Source organism: Streptomyces barringtoniae (assembly GCF_020819595.1).
GTDB classification, from domain to species: domain Bacteria; phylum Actinomycetota; class Actinomycetes; order Streptomycetales; family Streptomycetaceae; genus Streptomyces; species Streptomyces barringtoniae.
In genome coordinates this window covers 13194-32737 of sequence record NZ_JAJHNP010000031.1, presented here as the reverse complement: position 1 = coordinate 32737, position 19544 = coordinate 13194, and the positions used below count along the sequence as shown (strand labels likewise).

The following is a 19544-nucleotide window of genomic DNA, read 5'->3' as shown; positions in this document are numbered from 1 at the left end:
CCTGACCAACCCCCATCATCTTCTCTTGGATCGTTTGTTGAACCAGCTCCGGGACACAGCTGTCCGGTCGCTACGCCAGCTTGGGGCCGACGACCTCGAAGAACTGGGTCACGGGTGCGGGCATGTGCATCTCGTGGTGCGTGGCGTGCAGGTCGTGCACCTCCAGGGAACCGCCGACGTACGGCCGCCACAGGTGCGCGTACGACGTGTCCTCGAGCGCCGCGTGGAAATACAGCACGTCACCGCGGTAGACCGGAGACTCGAAGTCGATCATGAGGGCCGTGTTGTTGGCCATGACCTTGGCCATGGTGTCCAGGAAGCCCTGCCGGTTGCCCATGCGGATGTACTGGCCGAAGTCGTCCTCCAGCTCCGCCCGGTAGTCCGACGACTCCTTGTCGGCATGGACCTGCCTGAACCCGTGTCCCCCGGGCTGGGCGTCCAGGATGGCCACGAGCAGGACCTCGTGCCCGCGCCGGTCGAGCGCGTCCGCGACGGCCTGCACGACCGTGCCGCCGTAGGACCAGCCGATCAGGTAGAAGGGCCCTTCCGGCTGGATCTTCAGGATCTGGGTGACGTAGTCCTCGATCATCTCCTGCGCGGAGCCCGCGAGCGGCTCCACGCCGTCGGAGCCGCGGGACTGCAGGGCGTAGGCCGGCCGGTCCTGCAGATGGGCCGCGAAGCTGTAGTACGCCCAGCCCAGCCCGCCGCCTCCGTGGAAGAACCACACCGGCGGCTTGCCCGTGCCGGGATCGCTGTTCAGGGGCAGTACGACCGCGAACGTGTCGGCGTCGTCGGCGGGCACGCCGCCGGCGAGCATCAGCGCGGCGAGTTCTGCCACCGTGGGGTACTTGATGATCGTCCGGATGGGGATGTCGATGTCGAACTGCTGACGGATGCGGACGCTTAGCCGGGTGGCCAGCAGCGAGTGCCCGCCGAGCGCGAAGAAGCCGTCGTCGATACCGACGTTGTCCCGCCCGAGCAGCTCGCCGAAGAGGGCGCACAGCTTCTCCTCGTAGGCGTTGCGCGGCTCCCGGCCGGCCACGGCGGTGGTGTCCTCCGCGGGCAGTGCGCGCCGGTCGAGCTTGCCGTTCGAGGTCAGCGGGATCTCCGCCAGCGGGATCAGCGAGGACGGCACCATGTAGTCCGGCAGCCGCTCGTGCAGGTACGCGGACAGCTCACCGGCATCGACCGTGGCATCGGGCTCGGGCACCACGTAGCCGACGATGCGCTTGTCGCCCTCCTGGTACTCGCGCACCAGGACCACCGCCTGCGCCACGCCCGGGTGTCCGGACAGCGCGTGCTCGATCTCGCCCAGCTCGATGCGGAAGCCCCGGATCTTCACCTGGGAGTCGGCTCGCCCGACGTACTCCAGCTGGCCGTTCCTGCTCCAGCGGACCAGGTCGCCGCTGCGGTACATGCGCTCACCCGGCTCGCCGTAGGGGCAGGCGACGAACCGGCCGGCGGTCAGGCCCGGCCGGCCGTGGTAGCCGCGGGCCTGGCCGTAGCCCGCCACATACAGCTCCCCGGTCACGCCGGTGGGCGTCGGCTTGAGGTTCGTGTCCAGGACGTAGGCGCGCAGCCCGGGGACGGCCGGGCCGATCACGCTGGCCTTGTAGCGGGCGGCGGAGTGCTCGTCCAGGTCGATGCGGGTGACGTGCACGGTGGTCTCGGTGATGCCGTACATGTTCACCAGCACCGGCGCGTCGGAGGCGTGGCGCGCGTACCAGTCCGCGAGGCGGCCCAGGTCGAGGGCCTCGCCGCCGAACACCACGTACCGCAGCGCCAGTTCCTGGCCCGGAGCCTCGGCGTCGGCCTGGACGAGCTGGTAGAAGGCCGAGGGCGTCTGGTTGAGGACGGTGACCTGCTCGCGGGCGAGCAGCTGCAGGAAGTCGGCCGGGGAGCGGGAGACGTCGTAGGGGACCACGACCAGGCGGCCGCCGTACAGCAGCGGCCCCCACAGCTCCCACACCGAGAAGTCGAAGGCGTAGGAGTGGAAGAGGGTCCACACGTCGTCCGCGCCGAAGGCGAAGTCCTCGGTGGCGGTGAAGAGCCCGACCACGTTGCGGTGCGGGATGAGCACGCCCTTGGGGCGGCCGGTCGACCCGGAGGTGTAGATCACGTACGCCGGGTGGTCGGGGCGCAGGGCTGCGCGGCGCTCGGCGTCGGTGAGGTCGGTGGCCGTCTCCTCGGCGAAGGCCCCGGCCTGGTCGAGGTGGACCAGCGGAAGGTCGTGGTCCAGGCCCTGTGCGGTGCCGTTGGTGCTCGTGGTGACGAGCAGGACCGGCTGGGCGTCCTGGACGATGTAGGCGATGCGGTCGGCCGGGGAGTCGGGGTCGATGGGCAGATAGGCACCGCCCGCCTTGAGCACCGCGAGCAGCGCGACGACCAGCTCGGCCGAGCGGTCCAGGCAGACTCCGACGAGGGACTCGGGGCCCACTCCCTGGGCGACGAGGTGCCGGGCGAGCCGGTTGGCCCGTGCGTTCAGCTCCCCGTACGTGAGCGAGGCGCCCTCGCAGGTCACCGCGACCGCGTCCGTGCGCTGCGCCGCCTGCCGTTCGAACAGCTCGACCAGGGTGACCTCGGGAATGTCGTTGCCGGCGGCGTTCACCTCCGTCAGCAGCCGCTGCCGCTCCTGGTCGCTCAGCACGTCGACGTCTCCGACGCGCACGCTCGGATCGGCGGCCAGCTGCTCCAGCACCCGGGCGAGCCGGGCGGCGATCACCTCGGCCGAGTCGCGGTCGAACAGCTGGGTCGCGTACTGCAGGTCGCCCCGCAGCGCCCCCGACTCGTCCACGGTCAGGCTGAAGAACAGGTCGACCATGGCGGTCGACGGGATGGCCTGCTCGAACGTCACCTTCAGGCCGGGGATGTCGAGGTCCGGCTTCTGGTAGCTCTGCCAGGCGAACATCACCTGGAACAGCGGCTGGTAGGCGGCGGAGCGTTCCGGGTTGATGGCCTCGACCAGCAGGTCGAAGGGCACGTCCTGGTACTCATAGGCCGTCAGCGCCTTGTCCCGCACCTGCGCGAGCAGGTCGGTGAACGTCGGGTTGCCGGACAGGTCGGCGCGCAGCACCTGGGTGTTGACGAAGAACCCGATCAGATCGGCCAGCGCCTCGTCGGTCCGCCCGGCGATCGGGCTGCCGATCGTCAGGTCGTCGCCGCCGCCGAGCCGGCGCAGCAGCACCGCGAGCGCGGCCTGCAGGACCATCGACATGCTGGCCCCGCGCTCGTCGGCGAGCTTCTGCAGCTTGGCCGCCACTTCCGCCGGCACCGCGAGGGGGATGGTGTCGCCGTGCGAGTTGGCCTCCGCGGGCCGCGGCCGGTCGAACGGCAGGGTCAGCGGCTGCGGCACCCCGTCCAGTTCCTTGCGCCAGTACTCGACCTGCGCCGCGGCGAGGGAGTCCGGGTCGGTGACGTCGCCGAGCACCTCGCGCTGCCACTGCGCGTACTCCTTGTACTGCACGGGCAGCGGCTCCCACTCCGGTGCCCGGCCGTCCTTGCGGGCGGTGTAGGCGTGGATCAGGTCCCGCATCATCGGTGCGCTGGAGCTGCCGTCCGAGGCGATGTGGTGGACGACCATGACCAGCACATGTTCCTGGGGGGAGCAGCGCAACAGGCTTGCCCGCAGGGGGAGTTCGGCCGACAGGTCGAACTGGTGCGCTACGGCCTCCTCGATCGCTCCGGTCAGGTCTTCGGGCGCCACCTCGGCCACCCGCAGTTCCGGGGCGGCCTCCGCCGTCGACAGGAGCCGCGAGCAGGGCTCACCGGCGTCGTCCGTCGCGTACGTGGTGCGCAGGATCTCGTGGCGGTCGACCAGGTCGCGGACCGCCGCGCCGAGGGCCTGCTGGTCCAGGGCTCCGGTCAGCCGGAACGCCGCCGAGATGTTGTAGGTCGCCGCCCCCTGTTCCAGCTGGTGCAGAAGCCACATCCGGCGTTGGGCGAATGACAGCGGAATCATTGCTTCACTCCTTGACGATCATCTGGCGGAGACTGGGGCGGCGTGGGGCTGCCGACTGCTCCGACCAGGCGGCGAGCGCGGCCACCGTGGGAAGGTCGAAGATCTTGCGGATGGGTATCTCGATCGCCAGCTCGGCGCGGGCGCGGCTGATCAGCCGGGTGGCGAGCAGGGAGTGCCCGCCCAGCTCGAAGAAGCCGTCGTCGATGCCGACCCGCTCCATGCCGAGCACCTCGGCGAAGAGCGCGGCCAGGGTCTCCTCGCGGGGAGTGCGGGGCGCCCGGTAGGCGGCGCCGGTGAACTCCGGCTCGGGCAGCGCGGCCCGGTCCAGCTTGCCGTTCGGGGTGAGCGGCAGCCGGTCGAGGACCATGAAGGCGGCCGGCACCATGAAGTCCGGCAGCCGCTCCGAGACGAAGCCGTGCAGCTCCTTCGTCTCCAGGACGGCGCGGTCGCCGGCCGTCGCGTCGTCGCCGGTGACGGCGGGCACGACGTACGCGACCAGCTGCTTGCCCGTGCCGCTGCCGCGCCCGTCGCAGGCGAGGACGGCCGCCTGCGCGACCCCGGGGTGCGCTGTGAGCGCGGCCTCGACCTCGCCGGGCTCGACGCGGAAGCCGCGCACCTTGACCTGCGTGTCCGCGCGGCCCACGTACTCCAGCCGGCCCTCCGGGTGCCAGCGGGCCAGATCGCCGGTGCGGTACATGCGCGTGCCGGACGGGCCGAACGGGTCGGCGACGAAGCGCTCGGCGGTCAGTGCGGCGCGGCCGTGATAGCCGCGGCCCACGCTCCCGCCGACGTACAGCTCGCCGACCGCGCCGGGCGGCACCGGTGCCAGGCCGGGGCCGAGGACGTAGGCCCGCATGTTGCCGAGCGGGGTGCCGACGGGCGCGCTGCCCGTCCAGCCCTGGGTGCCGTCGGAGACGGTGAAGGTGGTGGCGTAGAACGACTCGCTCTGTCCGTAGGCGTTGACGACCCGTACGCCGGGGAAGGCGGCCCGCACCTTGTCGACGAGCGAGGCGGGCAGGGCCTCGCCGGCGAAGACGACCGTCTCCACACTGGTGCGGCCGGAGATCTCGTCGACGAGTTCGGCGAAGGCGGAGGGCACGGTGGAGACGACGCTGCCGCTCCAGTCCTTCCGCTCGCCCAGGACCAGGACGTCCCGGACCACTTCGACGACGCCGCCGGTGGCGAGGGTCGTGAAGATCTCGAACACCGAGACGTCGAAGTTGACCGAGGTGCCCGCCAGCAGCCGCTTGCCCGGCCCCAGCCCCACGCGGTCGGCGAGCCGCAGTACGCCGTTGACCACGCCTGCGTGGGTGATGGCGACGCCCTTGGGCTTGCCCGTGGAGCCGGAGGTGTACATGACGTACGCCAACTGCTGCGGGTGGACCGGCAGTTGCGGGCCGGTGTCGGTGCCGGACAGGTCGAGCGTGTCGAGGAGGACGTCCGGGGCGGCGTGCTCCGGCAGCGTCGCGGCCGTGGTGGAGTCCGTCAGGACCAGGCGCGGCCGCGCCTCGTCGAGGATGGCGGTGAGGCGCCGGCTGGGGTACCTGGGGTCGACCGGCAGATACGCGCCGCCCGCCTTCAGGACCGCGAGCAGGGCGACCACCAGGTCCGCCGACCGCGGCAGCGACACCGCGACCACCGACTCCGGGCCCACTCCGCGCCCGGCCAGTTCGCGCGCCAGGCGGCCCGCACGGTCGTCCAGCTCGCGGTAGGTGAGCGAGACGCCCTCGGCGACCACGGCTACCTCGTCGGGGGTCCGCGTCGCCTGTGCCGCGACGAGCCCGTCGACGGTGATGTCCGGGGTCGCCACCGCCGTGTCGTTGAACTCGGTGAGCAGCCGGTCGCGTTCGGCCGGGTCCAGGATGTCGACGTGCGCGGCCTTCGCCTCCGGGGTGGCCGCGAGCTGCCGCAGCACGCGCACGAGGCGGGCCGCGAACACCTCCACCGTGTCCCGGTCGAAGACGCCCTCCGTGTACTGGAGGATGAGCTGAAGGTGCGGGGCGGCTGCCGCCATCAGGGTCAGCGGGTAGTTGGTGGCCGTGGACGCGCGCAGGCCGGTGAAGGCGATCCCGTCCGCGGCGTCGGAGGCGGCGCTGATGCCCTCCTCGTCGACCGGGTACGACTCGAAGACGACCAGCGTGTCGAAGAGGGACTTCAGGCCGACGGACTGCTGGATCTCCGTGAGCCCGTAGTAGTGGTGGTCCAGGAGAGCGGCCTGCCGGCTCTGGAGCCGGGTGAGGACCTCGGCGAGGGTGTCGCCGGGCGCGTACGCGACGCGTACGGGAAGGGTGTTGATGAACATCCCGACCATCGAGTCGACGTCCGTCACGGCGGGCGGGCGCCCGGAGACGGTCGCGCCGAACACCACGTCCTGGCGGCCGGTGAGCTGGCCGAGCAGCAGCGCCCAGGCGCCCTGGACCAGGGTGTTGATGGTGACGCCCAGCTCGGTGGCACGCCGGCCCAGTGCGCGGGCCTCGTCGACCGGGAGGGTGATGTCGACCTGGCCGACGCCCTCGCCCGCGCCCTCGGAGCCGGGAGCGAGCAGGGTCGGCTCCTCGACGCCGTCGAGCTCGGCCCCCCAGACCCGTGCGGACTCCTTCTCGTCCTGCCGGGCGCGCCAGGCCAGGAACTCGCCGAAGTCGCGGGTCGCGGGCAGGCCGGCCGGGTCGCCGCCGGACGCGTAGAGCAGCAGCAGGTCCTGCATCAGCAGGGGCATGGACCAGCCGTCGATCAGCACGTGGTGGGCGGTCATCACGAGTTCGGCGCGGCCGTGCTCGAGGTGGACGAGTGCCATCCGGATCAGCGGCGGGGTGGCCACGTCGAAGCGGGCGGCCCGGTCCTCGGCGAGGAACCGCTCGAACTCCTCGGTCCGCTCCGCCTCGCCGAAGGTGGTCAGGTCGAGGTACTGCCAGGGCAGGGACACCGTCTCCGGCACCGCCTGCACCGCATCGCCGTCCGCCCGGTCGACGAACGCCGCGCGGAGGCTGGCATGACGCCCCAGCAGTGCCTGCGCGGCCCGGTGCATCCGCTCCGGGTCGACGTCGCCGGACAGGTGGAACACCAGCTGCATGTGGTAGGCGTCGAAGGAGGAGTCGGCCAGCGCCGTGTGGAACAGCATCCCGGACTGCACCGGTGTCGTCGGCCACACCTCGGCCAGCTTGCCGAACCGGGCCTCCCAGGCGTCGATCTCGTCCTGGCGCACCTCGACCAGGGGCGCGTCGCTCGGGGTCAGCCCGCCGGCGTCCGGGGTCGTGGCGTGCCGGGCCAGGGCGGTCAGCGCCTCGACCCACAGCCCGGCCAGCTCGGTCACCTCGGCGCGGGAGAGCACCCCGGTCGGGAAGCCGAAGTAGGCGGTCAGCTCGTCACCGGCGGCGACCGCGTTGATCTCCAGCGCCGACAGCACCGGCATGTCCGCGTCGGGCGCGGCGATCAGGTCCCGGTGCGTGGTGTCCGGTGCCCAGCCCAGGCCCCGCAGGTCCTCGGGGATGTCCGCGCCGGAGGAGCGGCCCAGGTAGTTGAACCCGATCTGCGGTGCGCGCCGTCCGGCCAGCTCGGCGGCGGTCTCCTCGTTGAGGTGGCGCAGCAGGCCGTAGCCCATGCCGTTGTCCGGGACCGCCCGCAGCTGTTCCTTGACGGCCTTGACGGCCCGTCCGGCGGCCGCGCCGCCGGCGAACGCGTCGGCCACGTCGATGCCCGCCAGGTCCAGTCGCACCGGGTACATCGCGGTGAACCAGCCGATCGTGCCCGACAGGTCCGCACCGGGCACCAGGTGCTCCTCCCGGCCGTGTCCCTCCAGCCGCACCAGCGCCTGGGACGCGGAAACGCCCCGCGTCCGGCGCCAGCGGGCGAGGGCCAGGGCCAGTCCGGCCAGCAGCCCGTCGTCGACACCGCCGCGGAACACCGCGGGCACCGTGGTCAGCAGGGTCTGCGTGACGTCCGCCGGCACCTGGACGCGCACCGTGTCCACGGTGGCCGTGACATCGCGCGCGGGGTCCAGCTCCCGTGCGCCCAGCACCGGCTCTTCGGCGCGCAGGATCTCCTGCCAGACGGGCAGTTCGGCCACCCGCTCGGGGGTGGCCGCCTCGTCGGCCAGGGCGTGCATCCACCGGCGCAGCGAGGTGCCCACGCCCGGCTGTGCCGGGGTGTGCCCGTCGCGGACGCGCTGCCAGGCGGACACCAGGTCCGGCAGCAGGATCCGCCAGGACACCCCGTCGACGACCAGGTGATGCAACACGATCAGCAGCCGGTCCGTGTCCGTGTCGGAGGTGAACCACACGAACTGCGCCATGACGCCCGTGTCCGGGTCCAGCCGGTCCGCGGCCGCGTCCAGCTCGGCCTGCACATCGGCGCCGCCGTAGGGGACTTCCCGCAGCAGGGCGCCGGCGTCCACCCGGCCGGCCGGCTCCATCCGCAGGCCCGGCTGCGCCCGGTCGAGCCGGGAGCGCAGCACGTCGTGCCGGTCCAGTACGGCCTGCAGCGTCGCGAGCAGGCCCGTACGGTCGATGTCCGCGGGCAGGGTCAGCATGGCGGACATGCAGAACCGGCCGATGCCACCGCCGAGCGCGAGGACGTGGGCCGCCGTCGGCGGCAGCGGGGCCCAGCCCACGCCGCCGCCCGGCAGCTCGGCCAGGGTGACCCGCTCCTCTTCCTCCCGGCCCTCGACCAGTTCCGCGAGCCGGGCGACCGTGCGGTGCTCGAAGACCTCCCGCGTGCTGACCACGACGCCGCGCGCCTTGGCCCGCGCGACGACCTGGATCGACCGGATGCTGTCACCGCCGCTGGTGAAGAAGTCGTCGTCGATGCCCACCTGTCCGGCGTCGAGCACGTCGGCGTAGACCTCGGCCAGGATCCGCTCCGCCTCGCTGCGCGGCGCCCGGTAGGCGGCGCCGGTGAACTCCGGCTCGGGCAGCGCGGCCCGGTCCAGCTTGCCGTTCGCGTTGAGCGGCAGCCGGTCCAGCACCACGAACACGGCGGGGACCATGTAGTCCGGCAGCCGCTCGGCCACGAACCGCCGCAGATCCGCCGCCGAGACGCGGGCGTCCGGGCCGGCCTCGCCGTCCGTGGTGCCCGCCGGTGCCACATAGCCGACGAGGCGCTTGGTGCCGGTGTGGTCCTGCCGCACCGTGACCGCCGCCTGGCCGATCGCGGGATGCCGGGCGAGGACCGTCTCGATCTCGGTCGGCTCGACCCGGATGCCGTTCACCTTGACCTGGGTGTCGGCTCGTCCGGCGTACTTCAGCTGGCCGTTCTCGTCCCACTGGGCCAGGTCACCGGTGCGGTACATGCGCGCGCCGGCGGGACCGAAGGGGCTGGCGACGAACCGGTCGGCGGTGACCGGGCCGTTTCGGTGGTATCCGCGGGCGAGCAGGCCGCCGACGTACAGTTCGCCGATCACACCGGGCGGGACCGGCGTCAGCTCCGGCCCGAGGATGTAGGCGTGCATGTTGGCCAGTGGCCGTCCGACCGGTATCGCACCGGTGCCGGCCGGCTGCCGCGGGAGGGTGAACGTGGTGGCGTAGAAGCTCTCGGTCTGTCCGTAGGCGTTGATGACGCGGACGTCGGGCAGGGCCTGCTGCACCTTGCGGACCAGATCGGCCGAGAGGGCCTCACCGGCGAAGACGACCGTTTCCACGTCGAGTTCGAGGCCGCTCGCGCCGTCGGTGGCGAGCTGGTCGAGCAGTGCGGAGAACACCGCGGGCACGGCGCTGATGGTGGTGCCGGACCAGCTGCCGCGCTCCGCGAGTTCGAGTACGTCACGGACGATCTCGACGCTCGCTCCGGCGGTGAGCGCGGTGAAGATCTCGAACACGGAGACGTCGAAGTTCACCGAGGTCGCGGCGAGCATCCGGGACCCCGCCCCGACGTGCACGGTCCGCCGCAGGTCCCGCACGCCGTTGACCACGCCGGCATGCGTGACGGCGACACCCTTGGGCGTCCCGGTCGAGCCCGAGGTGAACATCACGTAGGCCAGGTTGTCCGGGCCGATCCGCACGTCCGGGGCTTCGACGGCGCGGCCGCCGTCGAGGCACAGGTCATTGAGGTGCAGCACCGGAAGCCGGCACTTGGCCACGGTCGACGCCGCCGCGTAGTCGGTCAGGACCAGCGCGGGACCGGCCGTGTCGAGCAGGAGGTCGACGCGCGCGGCCGGGTAGCCGGGGTCGATCGGCAGGTAGGCCCCGCCGGCCTTGAGCACCGCGAGCAGCGCGACCACCAGGTCCGCCGAGCGCGGCAGGGCGACGGCGACCAGGACGTCCGGCCCGACACCGCGCTCCCTCAGGACCGCGGCCAGCCGGTCGGCGCGGGCGTCCAACTCCCGGTACGACAGCTCGGTCTGCCCGGACACCACCGCCGTCGCGTCCGGTGTCTTGGCCACCTGGGCGGCGACCAGCTCCGGCACCGTCGCTGCGTGCACCGGCGCCGTCGTGTCGTTCAGCTGTGCCAGCCGGTCGTGCTCGGCCCCGGTGAGCACGTCCACTGCGCCGAGCCGCGTCCCGGGATCGGCGACCACCTGCCGCAGCACGCGCACATAGCGGTCGACGAGGCTCTCGGCCGTGGCGTGGTCGAACAGTTCCGTCGCGTACTCCAGCCGGCCGTACGCACCGCCGGACGGGGCCGGGACGATGTTGAAGAACAGGTCGAACTTCGCGGTACCGGTGCCCGCCGGGACGGGGGTGACCCGAAGACCCGGTATCTCGATCTGCGACCACTCGAACTGCCAGGCCAGCATCACCTGGAACAGCGGCTGGTAGGAGGTCGTGCGCTCCGGACTCAGCAGCTCCACCAGGCGCTCGAACGGGACGTCCTGGTTGTCGTACGCGGCCAGGGCCCGGTCGCGCACCTGCTCCAGCAGCTCGCCGAAGGACGGGTTGCCGGACAGGTCGACGCGCAGCACCCAGGTGTTGGCGAAGAACCCGATCAGATCGTCGAGTTGCTCATCGGCGCGCCCCTCGATCGGGCTGCCGATCGTCAGGTCGTTGCCGGCGCCGACGTGGTGCAGGAGCACCGCGAGGACGGCCTGCGCGACCATCGGCGCCGTGCCGCCGCGCTCCGCGGCCAGCTTCCCGATCCCGGCGAGCAGGTCCGCGTCCAGCTCGAAGTCGACATGGCCGCCGTCGTGGCCGGCCGCCGTCGGCCGCGGCCTGTCCAGCGGCAGCTGCACCGGCTGCGGCACCCCGGCCAGTTCTCCCCGCCAGTACTCCAGCTGGTCGGCGGCGATGCTCTCCGGGTCCTCCTCGTCGCCCAGCAGCTGGCGCTGCCACAACGTGTAGTCCTTGTACTGCACCGGAAGCGGCGGCCAGTCCGGGGCCCTGCCGCTGTGGCGAGCCGAGTACGCCGACAGCAGGTCCCGCAGGAACGGCGCCATCGACGCGCCGTCCGCGGCGATGTGGTGGAACACGAACACCAGTACGTGCTCCTCGGGGCCGACGCGGAGCACGGTGGTCCGCAGAGGGAGCTCCGTGTCCAGGTCGAAGCCCTCGCACGCGGCCTCCTCCAGGGCGGCGTCCACCGCGTCCGCGGCCACGTCGGTCACCCGGAACATCGGGGCCGCCTCCTCGGGGGGCAGGATCCGCTGCTCCGGCGTGCCGTCCGCGTTCTCGACGACCAGGGTGCGCAGGCTCTCGTGCCGGGTGACGACATCCGTGACCGCCGCGGCCAGGGCCGCCGTGTCCAGCGGCCCGTCCAGGCGCAGCACGAACGGGATGTTGTAGGTCGCGGACGGGCCTTCCAGACGGTGCAGGAACCACAGCCGCCGCTGGGCGAAGGACAGAGGGATCATCGACGCGTCTCCTCAACGGTCATCTGGCCCAGCCGGGGACGCAGCCGGGGGCGGTTCGAGGTGGCCAGTTCCTCGACCTGGACCGCCAGCTGGGCGACGGTCGGATGGCGGAACACGGTCGTGACCTTCACGTCGGCGTTCAGCTCGTTGCGGATACGGCCGACCAGCCGGGTGGCCAGCAGCGAATGCCCGCCGCGGCTGAAGAAGTCGAGGTCGATGCCGACCTCCGTCAGCCCGAGCAGCTCGGCGAACAGCCGGCAGAGGACTTCCTCGGTGTGGTTGCGCGGCCCTCGTCCGGTCTCGGCCTCGGTGTAGTCCGGTGCGGGGAGCGCCTTGCGGTCGAGCTTTCCGCTCGGTGTCATGGGGAACTCGGCGAGCGGCACGATCGCCGAGGGGACCATGTACTCCGGCAGGTGCTCCCGGACCTGGCCGGTCAGGGCCGTGAGATCCAGCCCGGCCGGATCCGTGCCCTTGACCGGCACCACGTACGCCACCAGCCGCTGGTCGTCGGCGCGGTCCTCGCGCACCACGGCCACCGCGCTGTCGACGTCCGGGTGCGCGGTCAGCGCCCCTTCGATCTCGCCGAGTTCGATGCGGAAGCCGCGCACCTTGACCTGGAAGTCGGTCCGGCCGATGTACTCGACCTGGCCGTCCGTGTTCCACCGCACCAGGTCACCGGTGCGGTACATCCGGGCCCCCGGCTCACCGAAGGGGCAGGCCACGAACCGGCTCGCGGTCAGCCCGGTCTGTCCGAGGTAGCCCCGGGCGAGCCCGGTACCGGCCAGGTACAGCTCGCCGGCGACCCCGGGCGCGACCGGGCGCAGCGCCGCGTCCAGCACGTACACCTGGGTGTTCCAGATCGGTGCGCCGATCGGCACCCGGTCCGCACCCGGCACGTGCTGCCACGCCGTGACCTCGACCGATGCCTCGGTGGGCCCGTAGAGGTTGTGCACCCCGCAGTCCGGCAGCACACCGACGGCCTTGTTGGCCAGTGCGGGCGGGAAGGCCTCGCCCGCGACCTCGATCCAGCGCAGGCTGGTGCACTCCTTGGCCGCCGGCTCGGCGACGAACGCCTCGAGCAGGGAGGGTACGAAGTCGGCGCCGGTCACCCGCTCGCGCTGGATCAGGTCGGCGAGGTAGGCCGGGTCCCGGCGCCCGTCCGGACGCGCGATGACCACGGCGGCCCCGACCTGGAGCGGCGCGAACAGCTCCGGCACCGACACGTCGAAGCTCGCCGTCGTGCTGAGCAGCACCCGGTCCTCGGCCCCGGCGTCGAAGTGCGCCAGACCCCACTTCAACCGGTTCATGATCGACCGGTGCGCGACCTGCACACCCTTCGGGCCGCCGGTGGAACCGGAGGTGAAGATGACGTACGCGGCGTTGTCCGGGGACAGCTCACGCCGCGGGTCGGTCTCCGGGTACGCGGAGACGTCCGGAAGGTTCTCGTCGAGGACCAGCAGCGGCTGCGCGCTGTCGAGCACGTGCCGCACCCGGTCCTCGGGCAGCTCCGGGTCCACCGGCACATAGGCCGCACCGGCCTTGACCACCGCGTAGAGCGCCACGAGCAGGTCGACGGAGCGGGGGATCTTCACCGCGACCAGCCGCTCGGGACCGGCGCCCTGTTCCACCAGCCAGTGCGCCAGCCGGTTCGCGCGCCGGTTGAACTCCCCGTAGGTCAGCGTCTCCTGCTCACCGATCAGCGCCACCCGGTCGGGGTCACGCTCCACCTGGGCCTCGAACGCGGCCGGCAGGGTGTCGGCGGCCACCGGGTGCGCCGTGTCGTTGACCCGGCGCACCAGCCAGTCCCGCTCGTCCTCGCCCAGCACGTCCACGGCGCCGACCGGCACCGACGGGTCCTGAAGCACCTGCTCCAGCACCCGGACGAGCCGCGCGGCGATCACCTCGGCCGAGGCGCGGTCGTAGAGGTTCCTCTGGTAGTCGAGGGAGAGCCGCAGGTAGGGGTCGGAGGAGTTGAGGGTGAGCGGGTAGTGCGAGCCCGCGAACGGGCGGATGGCGTCGATCGTGAACCCGGCCGAGGCGTTCGCGTCGACGATGCCCTCGCGGTCGATCGGGTAGTTCTCGAACACCACGATCGTGTCGAACAGGGAGGGCAGCCCGACACCGCGCTGGATGTCGGCGAGGCCGTAGTAGTGGTGGTCGAGCAGGCCGATCTGCCGGTTCTGCAGGTCGGTGATGACATCGGCCAGGCTCTGGTCCGATCGGCACATGGCCCTGGTCGGCAGGGTGTTGATGAACAGGCCGACCATCTCGTCGGAGCCGGTCAGGTCCGCGGGGCGGCCGTTGACGGCGGCGCCGAACACCACGTCGTGCTGCCCGGTCAGCTTCGAGAGCAGGATCGCCCAGGCGCCCTGCAGGAGCGTGTTCAGCGTGACCCCGAGTTCCGCGGCGCGCCGGGCGAGTTCCCGTCCCTTGTCGATCGACAGCGGTACCTCGACCCGTCCGAGGGCGGTCGCCTCCCCCTCGGCGGGAAGGCCCGCGGCCACGAGGGTCGGCTGGTCGAATCCTTCGAGTTCGGCCTTCCACTTCTCCGCCGACGCCTCCCGGTCCTGCTGGGACAGCCAGGCCAGGTAGTCGCCGTAGGAGCGGACCGGGGCAAGCTCACGGGTCTCGGCGTACAGGCGGATCAGATCCGTGATCACCAGCGGCGACGACCAGCCGTCGAACAGGGTGTGATGCGCCGTGATGATGAGCTTCGCCTGCTCGGGGCCGCAGGTGAGCAGGGCGAGGCGGAACAACGGCGGCCGGGTGGGGTCGAGTTGGCGGGCCCGGTCGTCGGCGAGGGCCGCGTCGAGCGCGGCGTCCTGCTCGGCCTCGCTCCGCCCGGTCAGATCCAGGTGCCGCCAGGGCAGGGTGACGTGTTCCGCCACGACCTGCACCGGATCGCCGCCGGCCGCGGTGAGGAACGCGGAGCGCAGGTTCGGGTACCGCCGGAGCAGCGCCTGGCCGGCCGCCCGCATGCGCTCCGGGTCCACATGGCCGGACAGGTGCAGCACGAACTGCATGTGGTAGACGTCGAAGGTGCCGTCGGCGAGCGCCGCCTGGAACTGGATGCCGGACTGCCCCGGGGCCTGCGGCCACACCTCGACCAGCCGGCCGTAGCGCTCCTCCCAGGCCTCGATCTCGTCCTGGCGCACCGAGACCAGCGGGGCGTCGGAGGGGGTGAGCCCGCCGATCTGCGGGCGTGCGGCGTACGCGGCCATGCCGTGCAGCACCTCCACCCACAGCTCGGCCAGTTCGGCGGCCCGCTCGCGGGACAGCACCCCGGTGGGGAACATGAAGGCCGCCTGCAGCTGGGTGCCGTCGGCGGTGTCCGTGACGACCGAGTTGACCTCGAGCGCGGACAGCGCGGGCAGGTCCGGGTCGGGCGTCGCGATCAGCTCGGCGGACCAGGACGCCGGCCCCCACCCGTGCGCGCGCAGGTGCTCGGGCACGTCGGCGTCGGAGATCCGGCCGAGGTAGTTGAAGCCGATCTGCGGCGCCGGGTACTCGGCGAGCTGCTCGGCGGTCTCCGGGTTCAGGTAGCGCAGCAGGCCGTAGCCGAGGCCCTTGTCCGGGACCGCGCGCAGCTGCTCCTTGACCAGCTTGATCGCCTTGCCGGCCGCCGGGCCGCCCGCCAGTACGTCGGCCAGGTCCACCCCCTGCACATCGACCCGGGCCGGGTACATGGCGGTGAACCAGCCGACGGTCCGGGAGAGGTCGGCCCCGGGCACGACCTCCTCCTCGCGGCCGTGTCCCTCGAGGCGGACCAGGGTCGAGCGGTCTTCACCGCGCCACCGGTTCACCGCCAGGGCGAGCGCGGCGAGCAGCACGTCGGTCCCGGTGCCCTTGAACGCCGCGGGCAGCTTGGTCAGCACGGCCTCGGTGACCTCGGCGGGCAGCTGCGCCCGGACGGTGTCGAGCGTGGACCACACGTCCACGGCCGGGTCGAACGCGCGCGAGCCCAGCGGGGGGTTCGGTGCCTCCAGCAGGTCGCGCCAGTACGTCAGTTCTTCCTCCCGCTCCGGGGACAGCGCCTCGTCCTGGAGCGCCGACGCCCAGCGGCGGGCCGATGTGCCGACCGCGGGCAGCTCGGGCGTCCGGCCGGAGCGGACCTGCTGCCACGCCTCGGCGAGGTCGGACATGAGGATCCGCCAGGAGACGCCGTCCACCGCCAGGTGGTGCAGCACCACGAGCAGCCTGCCCGCACCCGACGGTGCGGCGAACCACACGAAGTCCGCCATGGTCCCGGCTTCCGGGTCGAGCCGGCCGACCGAGGCGTCCAGTTCGGCCCTGGCCGACTGGAGCGAGGACGGCTCGTCCCACCGCCCGTCGCAGTCGACCCGGTGGATCAGGTCCGCGGCCCGCACGGTGCCCGCCGGGCGCACGACGAGGGAGGGCTCGTCGCCGCGCACCAGCTGCGCGCGCAGGAGGTCGTGCCGGTCGAGCACGGCGTCCAGCGTCGCGGCGAGACCGTTCACGTCGATGCCCGTGGGCAGTTCGAGGACGATCGACATGGCGAAACGGTTCGTCCCGCCGCCGTGCTCGAACACCTGCCGCGCCACCGGCTGCAGCGGCATCGGGCCGACGCCGCCGCCCTCGAGCTCGGCGAGCACGGGCACCCGGCCCTGGCGGTCGGAGGCCACCTCGGCGAGGCGGGCCGCCGTGCGGCACTCGAAGATCTCCCGCGTGCTCAGCTCCAGGCCCCGGGCGCGGGCCCGCGCCACGACCTGGATGGAGCGCAGGCTGTCGCCGCCCACCGCGAAGAAGTCGTCGTCGACACCGACCCGCTCCACACCGAGCACGTCCGCGTACGCCGAGGTGATGATCTTCTCGGTCTCGGTGCGCGGCTCCCGGTAGGTCTCGCCGAGGAACTCCGGTTCGGGCAGCGCCTTGCGGTCCAGCTTGCCGGTCGGTCCGAGCGGGAGCCGGCCGAGGGCCACGAAGGCCGACGGCACCATGTAGTCGGGCAGCCGTGCCGCGACGAACTTGCGCAGCTCGGCGGCGGAGGCGCCGGACTGCACATCCACGTCGCCGATTCCGCCGGCGCCGTCGTCACCGACGGCTCCCTCGCCGGTGTGCACCACGTAGGCGACGAGCCGCCGCCCGCCCGAGGGCACCTCCCGGCTGATCACCACGGCCTCGCTGATGCCGAGGTGCGCGGTGATCGCGGCCTCGACCTCGGCCGTCTCGATGCGGAAGCCGCGGACCTTCACCTGGCCGTCGCCGCGGCCGACGCACTCCAGCTGCCCCTGCGCGTTCCAGCGGGCCAGGTCGCCCGTGCGGTACATCCGCTCGCCGGCGGGACCGAACGGGTTCGGCACATAGCGCTCGGCGGTCAGGCCCGGGCGGCCGTGGTAGCCGCGGCCCAGGCAGGTCCCGACCACGTACAGCTCGCCGATCACGCCCTGCGGCACCGGGGTGAGTCCCGGGCCGAGGACGTAGGCACGCATGTTCCCGAGGGGGGTGCCGATGGGGGCCACGTCGCTGTCCGCCCACTCCTCGGACGCCGTGAGGGAGAACGTGGTGGCGTAGAAGCTCTCGCTCTGTCCGTAGGAGTTGACGATCCGCACGCCGGGCAGGGCCTCGCGCACCTGCCGCACCAGCCGGCCCGGGAGCACGTCGCCGGCGAACACGACCGTGCGCACGTCGGGCGCCTTGTCCAGGTGGCCCACCAGTTCCCCGAGCACCGAGGGGACCCCGCTGATCACGTGGCCGTCCCAGCGCTCCCGCTCGCCGAGCGCCAGCGCGTTCGCCACGACCTCGGCCGTGCCGCCGGTGGTCAGGGTGGTCAGCAGCTCGAAGACCGAGACGTCGAAGTTCACCGAGGTGCCGGCCAGCATCCGCCACCCGGACGGCGCGTCGAGGACGCGCACCAGCTCGCGCACGCCGTTGACGACGCCCCGGTGGGTGATCGTCGCGCCCTTCGGCTTGCCCGTGGAGCCGGAGGTGTACATCACGTACGCCAGGTTGTCCGGGCTCAGCGGCGCGGTCCGGGCGGCGTCGTCCGGCGCCCCCGCGGGCGTGTCCCAGTCCGCGCGCCGGTCGAGGTTGACGCACGACATGTCGCCCTGCGGCAGCTCCTGCCACGTCGCGGTGTCGGTGACCGCGAACCGCGGGGCCGCTTCGGACAGCACGCTCTCCGCGCGCCCGCTGAGGTACTGCGGGTCCAACGGCACGTATCCGGCACCGGACTTGAGGATCCCGAGCAGGCCGGCCACCAGGTCCTCGGTGCGCGGCAGCGCGAGGGCCACCAGGTCCTCCGGCCCGGCACCGCGCCGGATGAGCTCCCAGGCGACGCCGTTCGCCCGGTCGTCCAGCTCCCGGTAGGTCAGTGTCCGCTCGTCGCACACGAGCGCCGGCGCGTCGGGCGTCCTGGCCACCTGGGCCTCGAACAGCTCCGGGACCGTCAGCTCGGGCACCGCCGCGGCGGTGTCGTTGAACTCGGTGAGCAGCCGCTCCCGCTCGGCCTCGTCGAGCACGTCGACGGTCCCGATCGCGCGCTCCGAGTCGGCCGTGAGCAGGCCCAGCACGCGGACGAACCGGTGCGCGATGCCCTCGGCCGTGTCCCGGTCGAACAGGCCGGTGGCGTACTCCAGACGGCAGTTCGCCCCGCCGGAGCCGTTCGGGATCAGGTCGAAGAACAGGTCGAACTTGGCGGTCTGGGTCTCGAGCCGCTCGGCCCGGACGGCGAGGCCGGGGAGTTCCATCGGCGGTACGGGCGGCTGCCAGGAGAGCATGACCTGGAAGAACGGGTTGTAGGCGGTGGACCGGTCCGGGTTGAGCAGCTCCACCAGCCGCTCGAACGGCATGTCCTGGTTGTCGTACGCGGCCAGGGACCGGTCCCGCACCTGCTGGAGCAACCGGCGGAAGGTCGGGTTCCCGGAGAGGTCGACGCGCAGCACCCAGGTGTTGACGAAGAACCCGACGAGGTCCCGCAGTTCCTCGTCGGTGCGGTCCGTGATCGGCGCGCCGATGGACACGTCGTCACCGCACCCGAGGTGGTGCAGGAGCACCGCGAGCGCCGAGTGCATGACCATCGACACCGTGGTGTCGGCTTCCGCGGCCAGCCTCTCCACGGCCCCGAGGAGGTCGGGGCCGATGGAGAACGGGATCCGGTCGCCGGCGGGGTTCATCACCCTCGGGCGCGGGCGGTCCGTCGGCAGGGCCAGCGGCTGCGGCAGATCGGCCAGGGCCTCGCGCCAGTACGCCAGTTGCCGGGCCGCCGTGCTGTCCGGATCGGACTCGTCACCGAGCACGTCCCGCTGCCACAGCGTGTAGTCCGCGTACTGCACCGGGAGCGGCTCCCACGCCGGCGCCCTGCCCTCGGTGCGGGCCGCATAGGCCGTGGTGAGGTCGCGGAACAGCGGCCCGAAGGACTCCCCGTCCACGGCGATGTGGTGCGCCACGACGACGAGGGTGTGCTCGCGCGGCCCGGACCGCACCAGCCGGGCGCGGATCGGCGCATCGGCGGCCAGGTCGAAGGTCGCGGTGGCCACCTCGTCGACCGCCGCCGCCCGCTCGGCCTCCCCCGCGACCTCGACGAGCGGCAGGGCGAACGGCTGCTCCCCGGACGGCAGCACCTGCTGGTGCGGGACGCCGTCGTCGCCCTCGACGATCACCGTGCGGAGGACTTCGTGCCGGTCGATGACGTCGCGGAGCGCCGCCTCGAGCGCCCCTGCGTTCAGCTCACCGGTCAGCCGCAGGGCGAAAGCGCCGTTGTAGGTGGGCGACGGGCCTTCGAACCGGTCCACGAACCACAGCCGACGCTGCGCGAACGACAACGGGATCATTGTGTCTCCAAATCGGCAA

At 72.5% G+C, this 19544-nt stretch carries 3 protein-coding genes; all 3 read right to left on the bottom strand.

Translation table 11 applies throughout. The features are described from left to right. Window positions 1-70: 70 nt before the first annotated feature. The 3 genes from LMU33_RS37745 to LMU33_RS37735 are packed head-to-tail and all read right to left on the bottom strand — an operon-like array spanning window position 71 to window position 19525. On the bottom strand, window positions 71-3958 hold the full coding sequence (locus tag LMU33_RS37745) for a non-ribosomal peptide synthetase (protein WP_228626028.1): 3888 nt from the start codon (window positions 3956-3958) through the stop codon (window positions 71-73). 4 nt (window positions 3959-3962) lie between these two features. Then, on the bottom strand, window positions 3963-11735 hold the full coding sequence (locus tag LMU33_RS37740) for a non-ribosomal peptide synthetase (RefSeq protein ID WP_228626026.1): 7773 nt from the start codon (window positions 11733-11735) through the stop codon (window positions 3963-3965). Next, a complete protein-coding gene (locus LMU33_RS37735) occupies window positions 11732-19525 on the bottom strand; it encodes a non-ribosomal peptide synthetase (protein ID WP_228626024.1) in 7794 nt (2597 codons plus the stop codon). Before LMU33_RS37735 ends, LMU33_RS37740 begins: the two co-directional genes overlap by 4 nt. Between the last annotated feature and the right edge of the window lie 19 nt (window positions 19526-19544).

What these genes read in the sequence shown, in the direction of transcription:
- LMU33_RS37745 (WP_228626028.1), bottom strand. Translation starts at nt 3,958, where the DNA reads ATGATTCCGCTGTCATTCGCCCAACGCCGGATGTGGCTTCTGCACCAG.
- LMU33_RS37740 (WP_228626026.1), bottom strand. Translation starts at nt 11,735, where the DNA reads ATGATCCCTCTGTCCTTCGCCCAGCGGCGGCTGTGGTTCCTGCACCGT.
- LMU33_RS37735 (WP_228626024.1), bottom strand. Translation starts at nt 19,525, where the DNA reads ATGATCCCGTTGTCGTTCGCGCAGCGTCGGCTGTGGTTCGTGGACCGG.